The sequence below is a fragment of the Mesorhizobium sp. NZP2298 genome (genome assembly GCF_013170825.1).
Classification (GTDB): Bacteria; Pseudomonadota; Alphaproteobacteria; order Rhizobiales; family Rhizobiaceae; genus Mesorhizobium.
In genome coordinates this window covers 2783021-2804721 of record NZ_CP033365.1, presented here as the reverse complement: position 1 = coordinate 2804721, position 21701 = coordinate 2783021, and the positions used below count along the sequence as shown (strand labels likewise).

Genomic DNA, 21701 nt, shown 5'->3' with positions numbered 1-21701 from the left:
GTGATTACCACTGCCCAAACCGAAAGGGCGCAAGCCAAGGCTTCCGCCCTTTCATCCCCTCTTTCGGCTCTGCCACGGCCAGCCCTGCTGCTGGCCGTGCTGGTCGTTTTGTTGTGCGCGCTGGCTGTCGCCTTCGGGCCGGTGCCGGCATTGCAGGCCACGATCAACGGTTTCGTCGCAGGGAGCTACACCGGCCTTGGGGCGATCGGCCTGACGCTCGTGCTCGGCGTGCTCAAGCTGGTCAACTTCGCACATGGCGACCTGCTGGTCACCGGCGCCTATTTCACGATCCTGTTCGCCTGGCTCGGTCTGCCTTTGCCGCTGGCCATGCTGGCGGCGATGATAGCGACGGCGGCGCTGGCGCTCCTCACCGAGAAGATCATCTGGCAACCGCTGCGCCAGGCGAAAGCCGGCAGCCTGCAGCTTTTCCTGTCGGCCATCGGGCTTGGCCTGGTGCTGCGCTTTTCCGTGCAATTTTTCGCCGGCAGCCAGGTCAGGACACTTGGCGCCAATGTCGTCTCCTCGATCGCCATCGGGCCGCTTCGGCTCGGCACGTTGCAGGCTCTGGCCTTGGTCGTCGGCCTCACGGCGATGATAATCGTCGGACTGGCGCTGCGCTTCACCAGTATCGGCAAGGAGATGCGGGCCTTCGCCGACAATCGCGCCCTGGCGGAGGTGTCCGGCATCGACACGCAGCACATCATCAACGTCACCTGGATCGCCGCCGGCTTCCTCGCGGCGCTGTCGGGCATTCTTTATGCGACCGCCATCGGCAGTTTCAATCCGAACTTCGGCATAACGCTGCTGCTCAGCCTGTTCGCCGCCACCGTCCTGGGCGGCGTCGGCAACCCTTACGGCGCCCTTGTCGGCGGGCTGGTGATCGGTCTCTCGCAGGAATGGTCGACCCTGCTGTTCAACGCGCGATGGAAACCCGCGGTGGGCTTCGCACTGCTCATCCTGATGTTGATGTTCATGCCGCAAGGCATATTCGGTCGGGCAAAGCGCCGCTCATGAGCATCGATTTCTGGATCAATGTCGGCGTCCTTGCAGGCATATACGGCATATTCACGCTCGGCCTGCAGCTCAATGCGGGCTTCACCGGCCTGTTGAACTTCGGCCAGGCCGGCTTCATGGCGATTGGCGCCTATACGGTTGGCATCCTGGTCGTCGACCGCGGCTGGTCGCTTTGGCTGGCGCTGCCGGCGGGCATTGTGCTGGCCGTTCTGGCAGGCCTGTTCGTCGGTATCGCGTCGCTGCGCCTGCGTTCGGACCACTTCGCCATTGCCACCATCGCCTTCGCCGAGATCGTCAGATACACCTTGCAGAACGCGGCCTTCTCAGGCGGCAACCAGGGTGTTCTCGGCTTCGACGCCGAATGGCGCGCCGTGTCGGACTGGATGCTCCCATGGCTCGCCGTGATCGGGCTCGGCAGCTACACGCAACTGCCGCTGTTCATCGTGGTGTGGCTGGTCTTCATCGCGCTTCTTCTGATGCTCAGGGCCTTGCAGGCAACCCCGTGGGGCCGTGTGCTGCGCGGCATTCGCGAGGACGAGGATGCCACCGCCGCGCTTGGCAAGGACGTGTTCGCCTACAAGCTCCAATCGCTCGCCCTGGCGGCGGCGCTGGCGGCGGTCGCCGGCTTCTTCGTCGCGCTCAACGTCACCTATCTCTACCCGACCGTCTTCGATCCGACATTCACCTTCTTCGGTTATGCGCTGCTGGTGCTGGGCGGCTTCGCCAGCTATGGCGGCGTGGCGCTCGGCAGCGTGCTGTTCTGGATACTCCTGGAAGGCACCAGGCTGATCGAGACATCGCTGTCGGCCGGCCAGCAGGCCTCGTTGCGCTTCGTCATCGTGGGCCTGTTTCTGCTCCTGATCAGCCGGCTGCGGCCGCAGGGCCTGCTCGGCAATGTCAACGAGATGAAGGTGCGGCCATGAGCACCGAAACCATCCTGGAGGTGGCCGACGCGGTCAAGGATTTCGACGGCCTTCGCGCCGTCGATGGCGCGAGTTTCAGTGTCGAGCGCGGCTCGATCACGGCGCTGATCGGCCCCAATGGCGCCGGCAAGACGACGATGTTCGATCTGCTGAGCGGCTTTGCCAAGCTGGACTCCGGCGCCATCCGCTTCGCCGGACGATCGATCGGCGGCATGGCGCCCCACAGGATCGCGCAACTCGGCATGGTGCGTACCTTCCAGTTGACGCGGGTCCTCGCCGGCATGTCGGTCATCGACAACATGCTGCTCGCCGCGCCGCGCCAGCCCGGCGAACACCTCATCTCGCTGCTTGTCGGGCCAGGACGCGCCAGGGCCGCCGAGGCCGCCGCGCACGCACGGGCCGCGGGCTTGCTCGAGACATTTGGTCTGCGCGACAAGGCACAGGACTATGCCGGCGCGCTCTCGGGAGGCCAGCGCAAGCTTCTGGAAATCGCACGGGCGCTCATGACCGAGCCCTCCATGGTGCTGCTCGACGAGCCCATGGCTGGAGTCAATCCGACGCTTGGCCGCGCCATTCTCGACCACATCGCCGCGCTGCGGGAACAACGCGGCACCACTTTCCTGTTCGTCGAACACGACATGGACATTGTGATGAGCCGCGCCGACCGCGTCGTCGTGATGGCTCAGGGCCGTGTCATCTCGGCCGGCACGCCGGCGCAGGTGCGCGCCGATCCCGGTGTCGTCGAAGCCTATCTCGGCAGTCCGTCCCCGGAGGCGGCGGCATGAAGCCCAATGTGCTCACCATCGCCTCTCTCATTGCCGGCTACGTGCCTCAGCTTGATATTCTGAACGGCGTCAGCATCACGGTGCGGCAGCACGAGATCGTCACCGTCGTCGGCCCCAACGGCGCCGGCAAATCGACGCTGCTCAAGGCGCTTGTCGGCCTGGTGGCGCCAAAGAGCGGAACGATTGCGCTCGATGACAAGGATATAGCCGGCCTGCCGCCGAGCACGATCGTCCGCCAGGGTTTGGGGTATGTCCCGCAGCGCGAGAACGTGTTCGAGACGATGCCTGTCGAGGAGAACCTCGAGATCGGCCTGAAGCCACGTCGCGACCTCCAGCTGAAACAGCGGCTGGAACTCATGTACGAGCTTTTTCCGAGGCTGCGCGAGCGGCGGCGGCAGATGGCCGGAAGCCTTTCGGGCGGCGAGCGGCAGATGCTGGCCATGGCGCGGGCGCTGATGCCGGAGCCGAAGGTGCTGCTGCTCGATGAGCCGACAGCCGGTCTTGCGCCGCGGTTCGTCGACGTGATGTTCCAACAGGTGTCTGCGATCAACAAGTCCGGCGTCACGATCCTGATGGTCGAGCAGAACGCCACCCGGGCGCTGGCCATGTCGCATCGCGGATATGTGCTGGACCTCGGCCGCAATGCCTATGAGGGCGAAGGGCCGGCCCTGGCCCGCGATCCGAAGGTCGCCGATCTTTATCTGGGAGGATTTCATGGCTGACGCCGCAGTGGATTTCGAGGCGTTGGATGGCATGGTTCGCGACGCCCCGTTTCATCGATGGCTCGGGGTGACCCTCAAGTCGATGTCCGCGGACGGCGTGGAAATCCTGCTGCCGTGGCGCGAGGAGTTCGTGTCGGATCCGGTGGTGCGCTACACACATGGCGGCATCCTGGCGGCGCTGATCGATCTTGCCGGCGACTATGCGGTCGCCGCGAAGATCGGCCGAGGCGTGCCGACCGTCGATATGCGGGTGGACTATCATCGCGCCGCATTGCCCGGCGCCCTCGTGGCCCGTGCGACCATCATCAAATTGGGCGGGACGCTGGCGACCGCCGAAGCCAAGGTGTTCGATGAACAGGACAGGCTCGTTGCCAGCGGGCGCGGCGTCTACCTGACGCTGTTGCGCAAGGACTGACAGGAAGGACCGACATGAGCGTCGAACTCGATCATATTCTGTGGGCGGCGCCCGATCTCGATGCCGGGTCGGCACTTATCGGCAAGCTCACCGGCGTCGATCCGGCCCGGGGCGGCTCGCATCCCGGCTTCGGCACGCGCAACAGCCTGCTTTCGCTTGGCGCCACCTATCTGGAAATCATTTCGCCCGATCCGGCGCAATCGCTCGAAGGCAATCGCGGCGGCAGCATCGCCGCCCTCGCCCACCCCGGGCTTGCCACCTTTGCCGTGCGCACCAGGAACCTCGACGCCTATGCGGCGGCGGCAAGCCGAGCGGGCATCCGCACCAGGGGCCCGATCGAAATGGGCAGGACGCGGCCGGACGGGGTGCGGCTCGACTGGGCCTGTCTCTACATCGAGGATACCACGTTCGGCGAGATGATCCCCTTTGCCATCGACTGGAAGGCATCGCCGCATCCCGCCGCGAGCACGCCCGTCGGCTGTACACTGCGCGAGTTCACCGTGCTGCATCCGCAAGCCGAAGCGCTGTCGCGGGTCTATCGCGAAATGGGCATCGACGTGCCTGTACGGCTCGCTGCCCAACCGGGGTTCCTCGCCGTCCTGCAATCACCCCGGGGTGAGGTCGTTCTCACGGCCTCCTGACCGCGCCAGACCATACGATTTTTCGAAAGCGAGCCTGCCATGCCGATCACGCCAGACAATCCGCGCTGGAACAATCTTGGCTACTGGAACCACGATGCCGCCGGCCTTTACCCCGACAACGTCGCCATCATCGACCTGTCGCGCGACCAGCCACGCGAGGTGCTTTATCGCGAACTTGAGAACCGGCTCGACAGGGCGGCCCGTCTTCTGGTCGACAGCGGCCTGAAGCCCGGCGACCGGCTGGCTTTGTCGGTCAGCAATCGCTTCGAGTTTGTCGAAACCTTCTTCGGCGCGATGCGCGCCGGCATCGTTCCGGTTCCTCTCAACACCAAGCTCGGCGCCGACACGCTGGAGTACATAATGCGGGATGCCGAATGCGTCGGCGCCCTCGTCGAGGAAGCGGCGAATCCGCACGTCGCCCCGCTTGCGGAGCTGATCGGATGCGAGGTGAAAATCGCCTTCGAGACGTCGCGACCCGGCTGGCTGGACTACGAGGCGGCGCTGTCGGCAACCGAGCCGCGGTTCGATCCAGCCCGGCTGTCGGATGACCATCCCTCCTTCCAGCCCTACACGTCGGGTTCGACCGGCCGGCCCAAGGGCGTCGTGCTCACCCATGCCGGACAAGTGTGGTGGCTTCGCTGCCTGCAGAAATACTGGCCGGGTCTGCCCGAGCACCGGGCGCTGGCGGCGGTTCCGCTCTACCACAAGAACGCCATGGCCGGCGCCATCAAGCCGATGTTGAGCTGGGGCGCCTCGGTGGTGCTGTTGCCGAATTTCGAGCCGCGCCGCTTCCTCCAGACCCTGGCGGATTACCGCTGCACCCATGCCGGCGCGGTTCCGGCGGTGTTCACGCTGCTCCTCCAGGAGCGCGACCTGATCGAGACGCTCGATTTCTCGGCGCTGAAGGGCCTGAAGATCGGCTCGGCGCCCACGCCCAAGGAGCTGCTCGACGCCGTCGAAGCGGCCTTCGGTGTCGCTGCCTCGGAGAGCTACGGCTTGACCGAAGGCGGACCGGTGATGATCGGCACGCCGACGGATGGACGCGCCGTCCCACATGGCAGCTGCGGCGTGATCTGGCCCGAGGGCGAAGTGAAGCTCGTTGACGCGGCCGGCAATGAAGACCCGTCCTACGGTGAATTGCTGGTACGCAATCCGGGCGTGACGCCTGGCTACTGGAAGCTGCCGGAGGTCAACAGGCAAAGGCTGAAGGACGGTTGGCTCAGCACCGGCGATGTCTTTTCCAAGGACGACGACGGCTTCTTCTATTTCCGCGGCCGCACCGACGACATGTTCAATTCAGGCGGCGAGAATGTCTATCCGCTCGAGATCGAGAACATGCTGCTGCGCAATCCCGCCGTCGCCGAAGCCTCGGTGGTGCCGGTCCCGCACCGCATCAAGGGCGAAGTGCCCGTGGCGATGGTGGTCAAGGCCAAGGGCCGCGATATCACCGAGGAGGAACTCAAGCAGTTCTGCCTATCGGTCGGCCCTGCCTATGCCCATCCGCGCAAGATCGTCTTCACCGAAGAGCTGCCGCTCAATGGGCCGGGCAAGATCGACCGCAAGGTCGTGCAGCGGATGATGATCGAGCGCTTTGGAACACTGGGCTAGTCAGCTGGCTCGTCGCCACTCGAGACAAGACAAGAAGCGATACAAGGGAGATCAGCATGCGTGCCGTCGTAACCTATGAACATGGTGGTCTCGACCGGATGGTCCATGAGCCGTCCTACAGCGATCCGATACCCGGCACGGACGACGTGGTGGTCAGGGTGCGCGCCTGCACGCTCAACTATCATGACGTCTTCACCCGCAAGGGCATGCCGGGCATCAAGATAAACATGCCGCTCATCCTCGGCATCGATGTCGCGGGCGAGATCGCGGCCGTGGGCGAGAATGTCCAGGGCCTGAGCGCGGGGCAGCGCGTGCTTGTCGACCCGATCGACCGCGTCAAGGGCGGATTGCTCGGCGAGACCTTCGACGGCGGGCTCGCCGAACTGGTCCGGGTTCCCGCCCACATGATCATTCCGCTGGCCGACGACGTGAGCTTCGCGGACGCCGCCGCACTGCCCGTGGCCTATGGCACCGCCTATCGCATGATGATGACGCGGGGCAAGATCAAGCCGGGCGAGAAGGTGCTGATCCTCGGTGCGTCCGGCGGCGTCGGCACGTGTTGCGTGCAGCTTGCCAAACAGGCCGGCGCGACGGTGATCGCTTGCGCGTCGAGTGACGAAAAGCTCGATCGCCTGAAGGCGTTGGGTGCCGATGTCGGCATCAATTACGCGCAGGGAGACTGGGTGGCGGAATGCCGGCGACAGTTCGGCCGGGCGCGGGTCTTCGGACGCGACGAAGGCGGCATCGATGTCGTCGTCAACTTCACCGGCGGCGACACCTGGGTGCCGTCGCTTCGCGTCATGCGCCGGGATGGCCGGCTGCTGACATGCGGTGCCACGGCCGGCTACGATCCACACGAGGATCTGCGCCTGATCTGGACCTTCGAACTGAACATTGTCGGCTCGAACGGCTGGTCGCGCGACGACGTGCTGGCGCTGCTCGACCTCGTCAAAGGCGGCAAGCTGAAGCCGGCGCTCCACCCACGGCGGTTTTCCCTCGAGGAGGCCGGCGAGGCCATGCGACTGCTGGACGACCGGCAGGTCTACGGCAAGGTGGTCATAGAACCCTGACAGCAACACCTGGCCGGAAAACCGATCCTTTGCGATCCCAACGGTGATCGGATCGATGTTGGGCGGGCGACCGCGCCCAACATTTCCTTGAAGGCCGCATCGCAACGTCGTGCGATTATGGCGAAATCGCCGGGCCGGCGGTCTCACTCGATGTCGAATGAGACGCCTGGGCCAGCGGCAGCGCATCGGGCCGTGGATCCTTGTCTTTGATCTTGCCGGGAAGTGTCGCGAATACGGCCGTGTTCAGACACCTTTGCCGGATTGCGAACGGCCCCGCAGGAGAATCGCCCGGGCCTGGGCGATAATGGGAGCGTCGATCATTTTGCCGTCGATAAGGCGCGCCGCGCCATCCTGGGCCGCGTCGACGACACGCTGCGCCCAGCCCAGTTGCTCGGCGCTTGGCCGAAAGGCCGCGATGACATCCGACGTTTGGGCGGGGTGTATGCAAAGCTTCCCGCCGGCCCCATGATTCAAGGCTTGCCGGCATTCGGAGGCCAGTTTGGTGGTATCCGCGACTTCGAAGGACGGGCCGTCCAACGGCAGGGCCTTCCCGGCGGCCCTGCTTGCGACAGCCAGCCGCATCAAGGCATGCGCTTTGATCGCATCGGAAGCTGCCGCACCCAGGTCCAGGGCGAAGTCCGCGGGGCCAAACGCCAATCTTGCGACATGCGGGTGGGCGGCCAGGGCGGCCGCCGCCTCCAGGCCCCTGGCGGTCTCGATCAACGCCATGATCTCGACGTCCTCACCGAGGGTCTCGATGATCGCGTCGAGCGTTGCCACGGACTCCGCCTTTGGCAGGCAGATGCGTCGAAGCCCGAATGCCCTGACGGCGGCAAGGTCGGCATCGTACCAGCCGCTGTCTTCGCTGTTCACCCGGACGAAGGTGGGGTTCTGCAATCTCAGGGCATGGTAAAGGTTCGAGCGGGCACCATCCTTGGCGGCGGGTGCAACAGCGTCCTCGAGATCGACAATGACCGCGTCGGCTCCAGACCGGTCTGCCTTTTCAAAACGCTCGGGGCGGTCGGCCGGCACAAACAAGGGCGCGACAGGCGTACTTGATATGGGCGCGATCATCGGGCCGGTCCCTGGTCGATATCAGCTTCCATGTGCACGGCGCCATTCCCGCCTTGCGCCCAGAACCGCTGCCCATCCATGCCGGCCCTGAAGGTCAGTTCACGGTCCGCGATTGCAGGGGCAAGGCCACGGTAGCGAAACGTCAAGGGTAAATCCGCGCGTCGGGACGCCGCGAGATTCAGGAGCAGCGTCGCCTGGAGGGGGCCGTGGACCACCAGCCCTTCATATCCCTCCGCCTTGGTCGCGTAAGGCAGGTCATAGTGGATGCGGTGGCCATTGAAAGTGATGGCCGAGTAGCGAAAGAGCAGCGTGGGCGACGGAACGACCGACCATACCTTTCCAGCGGGCTGGAGTATCGCCGGCGCCGCGGGTGTATTGTTGGGACGAGCACCGTCCCCCGGCGTGGCCGCTTCCCGGTAAACGATATCCTGCCGTTCGCTCAGCACCAGGCCACGATCTGAGTGATAGTCATGGCCGACAGCGACAAACCACAGCTCACCAGACCGGCCTTGCTTGCGGACAATGTCGCGGATGGTGGAGACTCGGCGAACTTCATCGCCGACTCGGAAAGCATCGAGCACCCGGAGCTCACCTCCCGCCCACATGCGGCGCGGCAGCGGGACAGGCGGCAGCGACAGGTTCTTGGCCGGATGGCCATCGGCACCCAGCTGGTCCATGCCGGCTATCGCCGGCGACAGGCACCAGTGGATGCCAAGCGGCGCCTGGCGTGCCGCCGAAGGTGCGAGATTGGGTTCAAAAATTGCCCTGAAACTCCGCACGAGACGTTCCGAAACGACATCGAAGCTCTCGCTCTGACGGCCAATCCATTCCGCGAATGGTTTCTGTTCGGTCGCGTCCACCTGACCGCCCGTCAATAGGAACGTGGCATTCCGAGCACATGCTCGGAAAGGTAGGACAGGATAAGGTTCGTCGAGATCGGCGCGACCTGGTAAAGCCGGGTTTCGCGGAACTTGCGCTCGACATCGTACTCTTCGGCGAAACCGAAACCGCCATGGGTCTGGACACATGCGTTGGCGGCTTCATTCGAAGCATCCGCGGCGAGCATCTTGGCCATGTTGGCCTCGGCACCACAGTCGAGGCCCGCTTCATAGAGCCGCGTCGCCTCGCGGACCATGAGTTCGGCCGCGCGCATGTTGGCATAGGCCTTGGCGATGGGAAACTGGATGCCCTGGTTGGCACCGATGGCCCGGCCAAAGACGTTGCGGTCACTGGCGTAAGTGGAAGCCTTGTTGATCAGCCACTTGGCGTCGCCAACGCACTCGGCGGCGATCAGGATCCGCTCGGCATTCATCCCGGACAGGATGTAGCGGAAGCCCTTGCCCTCTTCTCCGACCAGGTTCTCGGCGGGGACTTTGACATTGTCGAAAAAGACCTCGGTCGTGGAGTGGTTCATCATCGTCCGGATCGGCCGGATCGACAGCCCCTCTTGAAGCGCCGCCCGCATGTCCAGGATGAACACTGACAGGCCGTCGGTCCGTTTGGCCACCTGGTCCTTTGGAGTGGTCCGCGCGAGCAGGAGCATGAGGTCGGAATATTCCGCTCGGCTTGTCCAGATCTTCTGGCCGTTGACGACGTAATGATCGCCCTCCTTGCGGGCGAAGGTCCGGATCGAAGTCGTGTCCGTGCCGCTGGTCGGCTCGGTGACGCCGAACGCCTGCAGTCTCAATTCGCCGGAGGCGATCTTCGGAAGATACCGCTCCTTTTGAGACGCATTGCCATGCCGCAGGACTGTCCCCATGACGTACATCTGCGCATGGCATGCGGCACCGTTGCACCCGGCTCGCTGGATCTCCTCGAGCACGGCGGCCGCGGCCGACAGCGTCAAGCCGGACCCGCCATATTCCTCGGGGATCAAGGTCGCGAGATAACCAGCCTCCGTCAGCGCGTTGACGAAATCCACCGGGTAGGCGCGGTCCGCGTCGAGCTTGCGCCAGTATTCGCCCGGAAATTGCTCGCAGAGCCGACGCACGGCGTCGCGGATGTCTTCATTGTCAAAGTCCTTGAACATCAAGCACTCCGTGCGGCACGGACCGCGGCACGCGCATCGCCAGCTATTTCAAACAATCCCAGCGAGCGCACGGGACGGTTATCGGGCAGGCCAAGGATCGCCCTGATCAGGTCGTCGGCACGGCCTTCCGAACAGCCGCCTTCGACAAGTTGCGCGCGGGCTTTCCGAGACAGTTCGGCGGTCGTCACCGGATTGTCGGGATCGCCCTTGGCATCGTGGCGCGTGGCCGAAAGGCGCCTCCCGGAAGCGGTCTCCACCACGATCTCGGCTCCCCATGACCTGGGATAGGCCGCTTCAATCCCGGGCGCGAGTTCGACCTTGACCTTGCTGCGTTCGCCGACCATCCGTTGCCGTGCATCGACATCGAAGCTGGCCTGGTCGACGCGGCCGTCCGCCAAGGCTATCGCGACCGTATGCTGCAGCGAGAATTTGGCGCTGTATGGATCTTCCGGGGTCGGGCGGTCGCACACGTCGAGGGCGGCACGATACGTTCCGACGTGAACCTGTGCGATGGCCTCGCCGGCGATCTCGTGATGCAAGGCGATTGCGCCGTCGATCGCGGGATGGGTATGCCGGCAGCAAGGCCAGGGCTTGATCGAGGTGTTGATCAGCTGCCACGGGCGCTCGGGTCCGCTTGTCACGGCCTCCGGGATCGGGTCCGGACAGAGGCCGGCGTAAAACCCCTTTTCACCTTCGAGAATATTCTCCGCGCCGGTGAATCCCTCCTTGGCCAGGAATGCCGCGAGAAGGCCTGATTCCGCGGCTCTGGCGGTATGGAGATGCTTGCTCATGGCCCCTTCGGCGAGGAATTCCCAGAGCCCTGACGACTGCGTGCCCGCATTGCCAAGCGCCCACACGGTCTTGGTGTCGTCGAGGCCAATGAGTTCAGCCGCGGCAAAAGCGGCGCCGAACGGACCGCAGGTCGAGGTATTGTGCCAGACCCGGTAATGCTTCTTGCCGACGGACATGCCTATTCGGCAACAGGCTTCATACCCCGCGAGAACTGCCCTGAGAAAAGCTTCGCCACCAAGATCGAGGTCATGAGCCACCGCCCAGGCCGCGGGAATGACGACACTGCCCGGATGGGTCACCGAATCCCGGTGCAGATCGTCCATCTCCAGGATATGGGACAGACCGCCCAGATAAAACGCCTTGCGGGCGGTGTCCGCTTGCGTCGGCGGCGCGACCGTCCTGAGCATGCGGGCCGGCTCGGTCGGCAGCGCGCCAAGGGCGCAGGCAAGCGTATCAAGGACGAACAGCGACGCCCATTCGAGGTCGCGTGCGGTTACCGGCTTTTCGCGGATCAGGCGGGTCAGGTTACGGGTCAAGCTCATGGCGCTGTATTTCCTATCCGTTTGGCATCCACCCTGCCGGCAGTGCCGAACTCCTGCCGCAAGGCCAGGTCGTGCTCGCCAAGCGTCGGCACCCTGCCAAGCACCGGCCGCCTGCCGTTGACCGTGACAGGCGGGGCAAAAAGCTCGACCGGCCCCACCGATGTCTCGACCGGGACTTTGGTCGCGCTGCGGTGCACCGCCAGATCCGCCATGGTTGAGACACGCCCATATGCGATGCGCACCTGGTCCAGCAGTTCGCATAACGTAGCCATGGTATAGGTCGCCAGAAGCGCCTGTACGCATGCGTCCAGCGTCTCGCGGTTCTTGATGCGCAGGACGTTGCGTTCGAACCTTGGGTCCGTTGCGATCGATGGCTGGCGCAGGACACTGTCACAGAACACGGCCCATTCGCGCTCATTCTGGACGGCGATCAGGATTTCGCCATCGCTCACCCTGAACAGCCCATAGGGCGCGATCGAGGGGTGGGCGAGGCCGAGCCGTCGCGGCTCCTTGCCGCCGTAGCGCCGCGCCAGATAGGGCACGTTCATGTATTCGGCGAGCGTGTCGAATAGCGAAACCTGCAGGTGAGCCCCTTCCCCCGTTCGAGCGCGCACGATCAGCGCTTCGAGGATAGCGGCGTAGGCCCCCTGCCCGGTGGCGATGTCGGATATCGATATGCCGACGCGGGTCGGGCCCGACGAAGCGGATCCCGTCACTCCTGCCAAGCCCGCTTCAGCCTGGATCAGCAGATCGTAGGCTTTGCGATCATGGTCGGGTGTTCCCGGCGCATAGCCGCCAATGTCACACACGATCAACCTGGGAAACCGCTTCCTGAGATCGGCGCTGCCGATGCCCAGCCTGTCGGTCGCGGCAGGCGCAAGGTTCTGCACGAACACATCGGCTGAGGCAAGCATGGACTCGACCAGTGCGAGATCATCAGGCCGCTTCAGATCGACGGTGCAGGATTGCTTGCCGCGGTTGTTCCAGATGAAATAGCTGGAGAGGCCGTCAACGTAGTCGTCATACCCTCGCGCGAAGTCACCCTCGGGACGTTCGAGCTTGATGACACGTGCGCCCGCGTCGGCCAACCGCGACGTCGCCAGGGGCGCGGCCACGGCTTGCTCCAGCGAAATGACGGTCGTTCCCTCCAGCGCGCCGGGCATGGCATGCTCCCTGTCCTGCTTTTCCGACACCATCGCACCGGAAGGGGCCACTGCGTCAAATAGCGTTTTGTAATGGGAGGTATAGCGAAACGGTACAGTCGTCCGCCCGCCCGCAACACGCTAGCCAAAGAGGTCGGGGCGCTGATTTTCGTCCGACAGCTCGGCGCTCCAGATCTGGTCCTTGACCAGTTGGCGAAGGATTTCCCACGATAACTGCCCGACGGCACGGGGAGCGGTTTGCAAGGGGCGTTCCGTCGAGTAAGCCAGATACACTTTCCGGGTAATCGGAGGGTTCTTGAAACTCCACGCCCGGCACAGTCCGGCCTGGGCCTCCGCGTTGATCGCCATCCTCGGCAAGATCCCGTAACCGATTCCGCGCGTCACCAATCTCTTGATCTGGGTGTAGGAGTCGATTTCGATCGCCGGGTTGATGACAGCCTTGACCGATGTCGCCACGGCATCGATCAGTTCCCGCAGGCCGTGCCCGGGGCCCGGTACGACAAGCGGCAATCCGGCGACGTCGCGAAGCTCCACGGAGGAGCCCCGAAAGGCGTCCGACCCGGGCATCGACGGGCTGGCAAAGAGACAGATCTCCTCGGACAGCCCATGATGTACCGCGAGTCCCCGGGGATCCGACGTCGCATAGATCATCGCAAGGTCGACTTCCCCACGTTTCAGCCATTCCAGGATGTAGCCGCTCATCGCCTCCACGACGCGGATGCGAACCTCGGGGAAGCGCTCGCGGGCGGCCTCGATCAGCGGCGCCGCGAGCAGCTCGCTGACTGTACCCGGCAATCCGAAGCGCACCTCGCCACGGGGGGCGATGGCGGCGCCCCTGACGCTGTCGGTGATTTCGGCGAATTCGGCAAGAATGCGCTTGGCGTGCACCATGAGCCGCGCGCCGGCTTCCGTCGCGCTGACCCCATGCGGCCCGCGATGCAGAAGAGAGAGGCCAAGCTCCTCCTCCATGTGCCGGACATGCTGACTCAACGCCGGCTGCGCCACGTGCAGCTGCGTCGCGGCCTTGGAGAACGAGCCGCTCTCCACGACCTGGGAAAAATATCTAAGCTGACGAAGGTCCAAACCAGCTCCCTACGCTTGATGCAGGGCCACCGTATAACATTTTGTTATTGAGGCAACGGCGAAAACCGGCCCTCCGTCTACCCCGGCCCCGACGGCATCGCGCAAGGATCGCCCTAGAATTCCGAGCGATCATGAACCACGTCCGCCAATCTCGCCAGAGTTGCCGCGACATCCGCCTGCTGGAACACGTTGCGTCCGAACATCAGGCCGGTCGCGCCGGCGCTGATCGTGTCCTTTGCGAACTGCAGCGTACCCGCCAGGGTGGCCAAGGCCGGACCGCCCGCGACGGCGATGGGCGCCAGCGATTGCCTGGCAATGTCGGCGAAGCGCTCTGGTTCGCACCAGTCGGTCTTGATCATGTCGGCGCCGAGTTCGCCTGCCATGCGGCAGTTCATCGCCACCACGGCCGGGTCGTCAGCGCGCGCGAAGCCGCCCTTTGCCGCCATCGCCTCGATAACGTGCACGACACCCCATTTCCGGCATTCGGAAGCGACGATGCCGGCGGTTTCGAACGATTTCGTTTCCTCTTCCGGGCGGTTGTTGCAGGTGAACAGGTAGGTGATCACCGCTTCGGCGCCCATTTGCACGGCTTCCTCCACCGTCGCGACGAGACGACTGTGCGTGTCCGGATACCCTGTCGGCGTCCCGTGGCGCCACATGGTCGTCTGGTCGAGGCGCAGGATCACGGCGGGCCCGCCTGCCAGGCGGCGGCCATGGCGCAAGAGCATGCCGGGATTGACGATGACCGCGTCGACCCCTGCCTCCGCCACCATGTCGATCAAAGGCGCGGGATCCGCGATACCGGCGATCGGTCCGACCTGCATGCCGTGGTCGAGCGGAACACAGAGCATTCGTCCCGAATTCTTGTTGAGCAACCGGGCAAGCCGGCGTGCCTTACCGATTTCGGACATTTCTTTCGTTCCTTTGGGTGGGATGCGGCCGGTCAGACAAGTTCCAGCCTGACGCCCGCTTCCTTCATGTTCTGCACGATGTCGCGGTCCACCGATTGCGAAACCAGGACCACGTCGAATGCCGTGAGTTCGGCCACGTAATTGAGGGCCGAGAAGTGGAATTTGCTCTCGTCGACAAGAAGAATTTTCTTGCGCGCGATCTCCATCATGGCCTGCTTGGAGCGCACGACCTGTTCGTCCTGGGTATAGAGGGACATGCCCTGGATGGTGGTCGTCGACATCAACGCCACATCGACGTGGTAGGAGCGGATCGCCCTTTCGCAGGCTATGCCGAAAAAGCCGTTGTAGACCCGGTGGTATTTGCCGCCCAGTCCGATCAGTTCGACGTCCTGTTTGTCGCGTAGCCGCTCCATCACGGGTAGTGCATTGGTGATGACGGTTATCGGCGTCACCTGCTCGATGAAATCGCAGACATGGAAGGTGGTCGAACTGTCGTCCCAGACGATGGCGTTGCCGGGTTCGATATGGGCGGCCGCGGCACGCGCCAGCCGGCGCTTCTCCTCCACGTGCTGGCGCGCCCGGTAGAGGTAGCTGCTCTCGAACAGCATCGACTTCTCCACCGAGACGGCGCCACGAATACGCCGCACCAGCCCCTGGTCATGCAGATCGTTGAGATCGCGGTGGATGGTCATCAGCGATACGTCGAGCAGGACGGCCAGGTCCTTGATCTGCGCCGTTCCGCTTTCCATCAGAATGCGGATGATTTCCGAACGGCGATGGTCCGCCTTCGACAAATGTTGCGCCTCTTCGGATTCCAAGCTGCTTGTCCCTCCGGCGATTTGCCCCTTGCCTGTTTTAACATCATTGGCAAACCGCGCCAGAGAAAAATGTTAAGATATCAAAATTTCGATGCTGCACTGCGCCGCGAGAAAACATCCGGATTCCATGGTCTCGGCACGAAGCATCTCAAAATCATGGATTTAAGTGGCTCTTTTGCAGTGCAACACGACCCCGGAATGGGCGTGTTAGCAAATGTTTCGTGCAAACCGCGCAACCATATTTAACATCAAAAAACACTGTTTGTAACTTTTCTATTGATATTTATAACGCCCGTGCATAGGCTTCGGATAGGGGTAGGAGAGGGTCGGGTCCGACCATTGCCCCCTTGAACTGACAAGTGGAGGAGAACATGAACATGGCCATGCGCACGCGTCTGTTGACGTCAGCCGCAGCGCTTGCAGCCGCGCTCGCTGCAACCGCGGGTTCTGCCCGCGCCACCGATCTGACTTTCGTCTGGCACGCAGGCACTTGCGCCGACGCGCTGACGACCATCGCCAAGGATTATCCGGACAAATCGGTAAGGATCGTGCCCGCGCTTGTCCCCTATGGCCCGCAGTGGCACGACAAGATCGCGTCCGAATTCGCCATCCAGGGCGACGCTTTCGACTTCGCAATGTGGGACAGCCAGTCCACCGCCGAGTTCGCCCAGCATGCCGTCAAGCTCAACGACATCTTCGAAAAGTCGACCTACCTGAAGGCCGACATCTTCCCGGCGGCTTCGCTCTCGCGTTATGGCGAGTATCCGGATGGCTCCGGGCAGTTCTTCGGGCTGCCGGCCAACCAGGATGCCTATGGCCTGACCTACCGCAAGGACCTGTTCGAGGATCCCAAGGAGAAGGAAGCCTTCAAGGCCAAGTACGGCAGGGACCTGGTGGTGCCGCAGACCTATCAGGACGCCAAGCAGGTGGCCGAGTTCTTCACGCGTCCCGACCAGGGGCTCTATGGCTGGGGCCAGATGGGCGGCCGCGACTACGACTTCGCGACCACGGCTTCCAACTCCTTCCTCTGGTCGTTCGGCGGCGAGCTCTACAATCCGGAAACGATGGAAGTGAAGGGCTATCTCGACTCGCCGGCTTCGGTGGATGGGGTGCAGGCCTATGTCGATATGTTCAAGTATGGTCCGCCCGGATCGACCAACTGGGGCTTCGACGAGGTCAACACCGCGATCCAGCAAGGCCAGGTCGCCATGGCGATGCAGTGGTTCTATTTCAACGGGTCCAATGTCGATCCCAAGGTCAGCAAATTCGCCGACAAGATCGCATTTGGGGTTCTGCCGGGCGCCATCGGCCGCGACAAGAAGTTCCGTCGCCAGTTCTCGGTCGGCGGCCAGGGCATGGGCATCAACAAATACTCCAAGAAACTGCCCGAGCTGACCAAGTTCATGGAATGGTATTTTCAGCCCGAGCAGCAGAAGCGCTATGCCGCCGTCTGCCAGACCGGCCTGAAGCAGGTGCTGGAAAGCCCGGATTGGCAGGGGTTGAATTCCTACAACCGGCAGTTCTCCACCGCGTTGCAATATCTGAACGACTATTGGCACCTGCCTGAATATCCGGTGCTGCTCGACGAGTTGCAGCAGGAGATCTCAAACGCCGCCACCGGCGCCAAGACGGTGCAGCAGGCCCTTTCGGACGCCGCGGAAAAGAACGAGCGCACGCTCCAACGCGCCGGATACGAAATCAAGCGTGGCGACAAGACCCCGGAAGTGCCGGACGAGGTCATATCGCCGGTAGGCGTCGACGCGGTCGTTCCCGTCGAATAACCGCCTTGACCCGAAGGGCACGCGGAGCGTCTTCCGCGTGCCCTTTCTCATCCCCGTCCCAGGCAGCAGAGCCCGCACCGCGCCGGCTCAAAGACAGGTCGTCATGACGCATTCCAAGACATCGACGATGGACCTCGCCGGCAGATGGCTGGTGCTGGGATTGCTCGCCATCTACACGGTCTACAATGTCGGCCCGATCTTCTGGCTGCTTTTGTCTTCGTTCAAGAGCCGCATGGATTTCTTCACCATGCCGCCGAAACTCTTCTTCACGCCGGACTTCAGCGGCTACCAGGCAGTCTTCGGCATCGGTGCGGCCAAGGACAGCGCTTCGGCGGTCGGGGTCCTCGACTCGTTGATCAACAGCATCATCGTCTCTGTCGCCGGCACGTCCCTCGCCGTCTTCTTCGGGACGCTGGCCGGCTATGTCTGCTCGCGCTTCAATTTCGTCGGCAAGGGCGACTTCATGTTCTTCGTCCTGTCGACCCGCATGCTGCCGCCGGTCGCCGTTCTCGTCTTCTATCATCTGATGTTCGCGCGGCTCGGGCTCGCCGACACGCGTATCGGTCTGGTCCTCGTCTCGATCTTCGCCAATGTCGGTCTGGCCACCTGGATCATGAAGGGTTTCTTCGACGGCGTGCCGAAGGAGGTCGAGCAGATCGCCATCGTCAACGGTTACACACGCATGTACGCATTCCTCAAACTGGTGCTGCCAATGGTGAAGGGCGGCATCGCCGCCACCGCCGGCTTCTGCTTCATCTTCGCCTGGAACGAGTTCGCCTTCGCATCCATTCTGACGACCACCCAGGCCAAGACCCTGCCCGTCAAGATTTCGGCCGCTTCCGGCGCAACCGGCATCGAGTGGACGCAGATATGCGCGGCCGGCGTCGTCCTCATCATTCCCGTGCTGATCTTCTTTTATCTCATCCGCAAACATCTGCTGATGGGGATGACCTTCGGCGTGCTGGGAAGGAGGTAGACCATGACTGCCACCAACCCGCCTCTTGCACCCGAAACGCAGGCCGCCGCCCACGCGGCGCGGCAGACCCAACTGCGCAAGCGCTCCTCTGGCCGCATGATGATCTTCGGCTTCCTGTCGCCGACGCTGGCGATCCTGATATTCATGGTCGCCTATCCGATCTTCTCGCTGATCTATTATTCCTTCTTCAATTTCTCGGCCTTGCGCCAAGGCACGATGAAGCCGGTCGGCTTCAACAACTACAAGTTCCTGCTTTCGGATCCCGATCTCTGGGACCGCTTCATATTCACCGGCAAGTTCGTGTTCATCTGCGTCACGCTGCAGATGCTGATCGGCATTTTCGTCGGCTACCAGATGCAGAAGAATTTCCGCGGCCGCGACGTCATCTTCACCATGCTGATGATGCCGATGATGCTGTCCCCGGTCGTGGTGGGCTTCCTGTGGCGCTACATGCTGAATTCGGAGTGGGGCGTCATCAATTTCCTGGTGTCGTCGGTCGGCTTCAGCAAGGTCGACTGGCTCGGCCAGACCAGCCCGGCGCTCTGGGCGGCGGCAGCCGCCGACACCTGGATGTGGACGCCCTTCATCGTGCTTCTGGCGACCGCTGCCTTCCGCGGTATCCCCGAGACCATCTACGAGGCGGCCGAGGTGGATGGCGCCAGCCCCGCCTATCGCTTCTTCCGCATCACGCTGCCGATGTCGGCGCCTGTGCTGTTCATCGCGCTGATCCTGCGCCTGATCGACAGCTTCAAGCAGTACGACCTTTTCGTCGCGCTGACGGGCGGCGGTCCCGGATCGAGCACGGAGACTGTATCCTTCTCGGTGGCCAAGACGGCATTCAGCTATTTCTACACCGGGGAAGCGTCGGCGCTCGCGGTCATTCTTCTGGTCATCATTATCGGACTGTCGATGATCCTTGTCCGGCACCTGACCAAGATGGGCGAGAAGTACTGATGGCCGAGATCACTCTCAGGAACCTGAGCATCCAGTTCGGCGCCTTCAAGGCGGTGGACGACGTCAGCCTGACCGTGAAGAACGGCGAGTTCGTCGTCTATCTCGGGCCTTCAGGCTGCGGCAAGACGACGACCCTGCGCTGCATTGCGGGCCTGGTGAAGGCGACCAGCGGCGACGTCCTGTTCGACGGTACGGCCGTCAACGATCTGAGCGCCAGCGAGCGCAACATCCCCATGGTGTTCCAGTTCGTATCGCTCTACCCGCATCTCAGCATCAAGGAAAACATCGTCTTTCCGCTGAAGGCGCGTGGCGTCGCGAGGGCCGAGATCGCGCGCAAGCTCGACTGGGTCACCGACATCTTCAAGCTCGGCGACGAGCTTGCCCGCTATCCCGGCGCGCTGCCGCCCGGCGCAAGGCAGAAAGTGGCGCTTGCGCGTGCCGTCATCCGCGATCCGGCCGTCCTGCTGCTCGACGAGCCGCTGTCGGCGATCGACGAGCAGTTTCGTGAGGAAATGCGCTGGGAGCTCGGGCATCTGCAGCGCCAGCTCGGCGTCACCACGATCTATGTCACGCACGACCAGCGCGAGGCCATGTCGCTCGCCGACCGCATCGTGCTCATGAACAACAGCCGCATCGTCCAGGTCTCGAACCCTGACCGCATGTTCTTCGAACCGGTCGACATCTTCGCCGGCCAGTTCATCGGCTCGCCATCGATGAACCTCATCGACCTCGCGCCTGTCGAGGGCGGCCTGCGGCTGGGCGACAGCGACGTCACGCTGACCGCGGCGCGCGACCGGCTTCCCGACTGGGCGCTGTCGTCGAAGCGGCCGTTGAAGCTCGGCGTGCGCCCGCTAAACGTGCACCTGACCGACGATCCGGCCTCCGGCGTCGCGATCGCGGTGGACGATGTCTTTTCCATCGGCCGCGAACGCTTCTTCTCGTTCCGCATCGGCGACACGATCCACCAGGGTGTCGACAAGCGCCGGTCGCCATCGGGCTCCGTGATGCGCGTGCATTTCGATCCCGATGGCCTGCTGTTTTTCGATGCCGCCACCGGCCGGCGTGTCGACGCGGAGGTCGCGGCATGACCCCCAGGCCAATGCTCCAACTGAAGGGACTGAAGAAGTCCTATCGCGGAAAGACGGCTCTTCGCAACCTTGACCTCACCGTCAACGACAACGAGATATTCGCGCTCCTCGGACCGACCGGAGCCGGCAAGAGCTCGACGCTGCTCGCCTCCGCCGGCCTGATCGATCTCGATGCCGGGCGCGTCGACCTTGCCGGGCGCGATGTGACCGACTCCGACCCGGGCAGCCGCGACATCGCCATCGTGTTCGAGGGCTTCAACCTTCTGCCGGTGCTCGACGTAAAGGACAACATTGCCTTTGCGTTGCGCTCGCCGGCGTTCCGCGAATCCGAAGGCGAAATCAGCCTTCGCGTCGGCCGCACCGCGGAACTGCTGCGCATTTCTCATCTGCTCGATCGCGACGTGGACACGCTGTCGGGCGGCGAACGTCAACGTGTCGCCATCGCCCGCGCGCTTGTACGCCGCCCGGTGATGTTCCTGCTCGATGAGCCGCTGTCGGCGCTCGATCTCAAATTGCGCGAGGGCCTGCGCGCGGAACTGCGCCAGATCCACCGCCAGCATCGCTCGACGATGCTCTACGCCACGCACGACTATCATGGCGCCATCGCCATCGCCGACCGGATCGGCATCATCGACGGCGGCGTCATCCAGCAGGCGGGCACGATAGAGGACATATACCGGCTCCCGGCCAACGTCGTCGTCGGCCGATTGGTCGGCAGCCCTTCGATGGCCTTCTTCGAGGCCGGCATCGAGGACGGCCATGTCATCGTCAAGGGTGCACGGCAGCGCATCCCGATCGGCGAGTTCGGCACGGTCGCCAGCGGGAGCGGCAAGGTGCTGCTGGGTGTCTGGCCTGAGGACATCGAGGTCGGCTCCGCCGATGCCGCCGGCGCCAGCACGGGCACGATCTATGCCGTGGACAATCGCGGCTTCGAGCGCGCCATCCAGGTCGACACATCAGGTGGCTCATTCCGCAAGGTCGTTCCGCTCTCGATGCGCTTCACGCAGGGCGATGCCTGTTCATTCCGCATTCCGGAAGGCCGCGGCTTCCTGTTCGACGCAGCCGGCGGACGCCGCATCTCGCAGGCGGAGGGTTCCCGCTGATGGGTCCGTTGCTTAGCAAGAAATGGTTTTATCGCCTGGCGAGCGTGCTGATCCTTGGCGGCTTCGCCATGCTCTGCCAGCCCTTCACGCACAGGCTTTTCGTCATCGGTTTCCCGGTGCTGCTTGCCGGGGTTGTGCTTTTCATGATCCTGGATCACGTGCCCGACGGGCGGCCGGAAACCGAGGAGGAAGACCGTGGCTAATCCGAA

The 21701-nt window shown here is 63.6% G+C and carries 22 protein-coding genes; 14 read left to right on the top strand and 8 right to left on the bottom strand.

Annotated features, from left to right (window positions below; translation table 11 throughout):
- The 8 genes from EB231_RS13560 to EB231_RS13525 are packed head-to-tail and all read left to right on the top strand — an operon-like array spanning position 1 to position 7178.
- Positions 1-1014 carry a branched-chain amino acid ABC transporter permease gene (locus tag EB231_RS13560; RefSeq protein ID WP_172349247.1) on the top strand — a complete coding sequence of 338 codons (1014 nt, stop codon included), beginning with the start codon at positions 1-3 and terminating at the stop codon, positions 1012-1014.
- A complete protein-coding gene (locus EB231_RS13555; protein ID WP_172349246.1) occupies positions 1011-1937 on the top strand; it encodes a branched-chain amino acid ABC transporter permease in 927 nt (308 codons plus the stop codon). The genes EB231_RS13560 and EB231_RS13555 overlap by 4 nt, the downstream gene beginning before the upstream one ends.
- Positions 1934-2722, top strand: a complete 789-nt coding sequence (locus EB231_RS13550; RefSeq protein WP_172349245.1) for an ABC transporter ATP-binding protein — start codon at positions 1934-1936, stop codon at positions 2720-2722. Before EB231_RS13555 ends, EB231_RS13550 begins: the two co-directional genes overlap by 4 nt.
- A complete protein-coding gene (locus EB231_RS13545; protein WP_172349244.1) occupies positions 2719-3444 on the top strand; it encodes an ABC transporter ATP-binding protein in 726 nt (241 codons plus the stop codon). The genes EB231_RS13550 and EB231_RS13545 overlap by 4 nt, the downstream gene beginning before the upstream one ends.
- Positions 3437-3859 (top strand): PaaI family thioesterase, encoded by a 423-nt coding sequence (locus tag EB231_RS13540; protein ID WP_172349243.1) that lies wholly within the window; start codon positions 3437-3439, stop codon positions 3857-3859. Before EB231_RS13545 ends, EB231_RS13540 begins: the two co-directional genes overlap by 8 nt.
- A gap of 14 nt (positions 3860-3873) precedes the next feature.
- Complete coding sequence (locus tag EB231_RS13535; protein ID WP_172349242.1) at positions 3874-4500, top strand: VOC family protein; 627 nt, start codon at positions 3874-3876, stop codon at positions 4498-4500.
- A gap of 39 nt (positions 4501-4539) precedes the next feature.
- A complete protein-coding gene (locus tag EB231_RS13530) occupies positions 4540-6108 on the top strand; it encodes a class I adenylate-forming enzyme family protein (protein WP_172349241.1) in 1569 nt (522 codons plus the stop codon).
- Positions 6109-6164: 56 nt separating this feature from the next.
- Positions 6165-7178 carry a zinc-binding dehydrogenase gene (locus EB231_RS13525; protein ID WP_172349240.1) on the top strand — a complete coding sequence of 338 codons (1014 nt, stop codon included), beginning with the start codon at positions 6165-6167 and terminating at the stop codon, positions 7176-7178.
- A 243-nt stretch (positions 7179-7421) separates the two neighbouring features.
- Here the strand turns inward: EB231_RS13525 and EB231_RS13520 are convergent, their stop codons facing one another.
- The 8 genes from EB231_RS13520 to EB231_RS13485 all read right to left on the bottom strand — a co-directional run bounded on the left by EB231_RS13520 (position 7422) and on the right by EB231_RS13485 (position 15566).
- On the bottom strand, positions 7422-8252 hold the full coding sequence (locus EB231_RS13520) for an HpcH/HpaI aldolase/citrate lyase family protein (RefSeq protein WP_172349239.1): 831 nt from the start codon (positions 8250-8252) through the stop codon (positions 7422-7424).
- The gene (locus EB231_RS13515; RefSeq protein ID WP_445299318.1) at positions 8249-9031 is read right to left on the bottom strand and encodes an FAS1-like dehydratase domain-containing protein; all 783 of its coding nucleotides are present in this window, start codon (positions 9029-9031) and stop codon (positions 8249-8251) included. The genes EB231_RS13520 and EB231_RS13515 overlap by 4 nt, the downstream gene beginning before the upstream one ends.
- 92 nt (positions 9032-9123) lie before the next feature.
- On the bottom strand, positions 9124-10281 hold the full coding sequence (locus EB231_RS13510; protein WP_172349237.1) for an acyl-CoA dehydrogenase family protein: 1158 nt from the start codon (positions 10279-10281) through the stop codon (positions 9124-9126).
- On the bottom strand, positions 10281-11615 hold the full coding sequence (locus EB231_RS13505; RefSeq protein ID WP_172349236.1) for an MmgE/PrpD family protein: 1335 nt from the start codon (positions 11613-11615) through the stop codon (positions 10281-10283). Before EB231_RS13505 ends, EB231_RS13510 begins: the two co-directional genes overlap by 1 nt.
- Positions 11612-12778, bottom strand: a complete 1167-nt coding sequence (locus EB231_RS13500; protein WP_172349235.1) for a CaiB/BaiF CoA transferase family protein — start codon at positions 12776-12778, stop codon at positions 11612-11614. Before EB231_RS13500 ends, EB231_RS13505 begins: the two co-directional genes overlap by 4 nt.
- Before the next feature lie 120 nt (positions 12779-12898).
- On the bottom strand, positions 12899-13861 hold the full coding sequence (locus tag EB231_RS13495) for a LysR family transcriptional regulator (protein ID WP_140774296.1): 963 nt from the start codon (positions 13859-13861) through the stop codon (positions 12899-12901).
- A gap of 113 nt (positions 13862-13974) precedes the next feature.
- On the bottom strand, positions 13975-14772 hold the full coding sequence (locus EB231_RS13490) for a class I fructose-bisphosphate aldolase (RefSeq protein WP_172349234.1): 798 nt from the start codon (positions 14770-14772) through the stop codon (positions 13975-13977).
- A gap of 32 nt (positions 14773-14804) precedes the next feature.
- Positions 14805-15566: a DeoR/GlpR family DNA-binding transcription regulator gene (locus EB231_RS13485; protein ID WP_172349233.1), complete on the bottom strand. Its 762-nt coding sequence runs from the start codon at positions 15564-15566 to the stop codon at positions 14805-14807.
- A 395-nt stretch (positions 15567-15961) separates the two neighbouring features.
- On the opposite strand from EB231_RS13485, the gene EB231_RS13475 reads away from it, so the two are divergent.
- From EB231_RS13475 to EB231_RS13450, 6 genes are all read left to right on the top strand, one after another.
- Positions 15962-17371, top strand: a complete 1410-nt coding sequence (locus EB231_RS13475; RefSeq protein WP_172349231.1) for an ABC transporter substrate-binding protein — start codon at positions 15962-15964, stop codon at positions 17369-17371.
- A gap of 103 nt (positions 17372-17474) precedes the next feature.
- On the top strand, positions 17475-18347 hold the full coding sequence (locus tag EB231_RS13470) for a carbohydrate ABC transporter permease (RefSeq protein ID WP_172349230.1): 873 nt from the start codon (positions 17475-17477) through the stop codon (positions 18345-18347).
- Between the two features lie 3 nt (positions 18348-18350).
- On the top strand, positions 18351-19301 hold the full coding sequence (locus tag EB231_RS13465) for a carbohydrate ABC transporter permease (protein ID WP_172349229.1): 951 nt from the start codon (positions 18351-18353) through the stop codon (positions 19299-19301).
- Complete coding sequence (locus EB231_RS13460; protein WP_172349228.1) at positions 19301-20389, top strand: ABC transporter ATP-binding protein; 1089 nt, start codon at positions 19301-19303, stop codon at positions 20387-20389. The genes EB231_RS13465 and EB231_RS13460 overlap by 1 nt, the downstream gene beginning before the upstream one ends.
- A complete protein-coding gene (locus tag EB231_RS13455) occupies positions 20386-21492 on the top strand; it encodes an ABC transporter ATP-binding protein (RefSeq protein WP_172349227.1) in 1107 nt (368 codons plus the stop codon). The genes EB231_RS13460 and EB231_RS13455 overlap by 4 nt, the downstream gene beginning before the upstream one ends.
- Positions 21492-21695: a hypothetical protein gene (locus EB231_RS13450; protein WP_172349226.1), complete on the top strand. Its 204-nt coding sequence runs from the start codon at positions 21492-21494 to the stop codon at positions 21693-21695. Before EB231_RS13455 ends, EB231_RS13450 begins: the two co-directional genes overlap by 1 nt.
- Positions 21696-21701 lie beyond the last annotated feature (6 nt).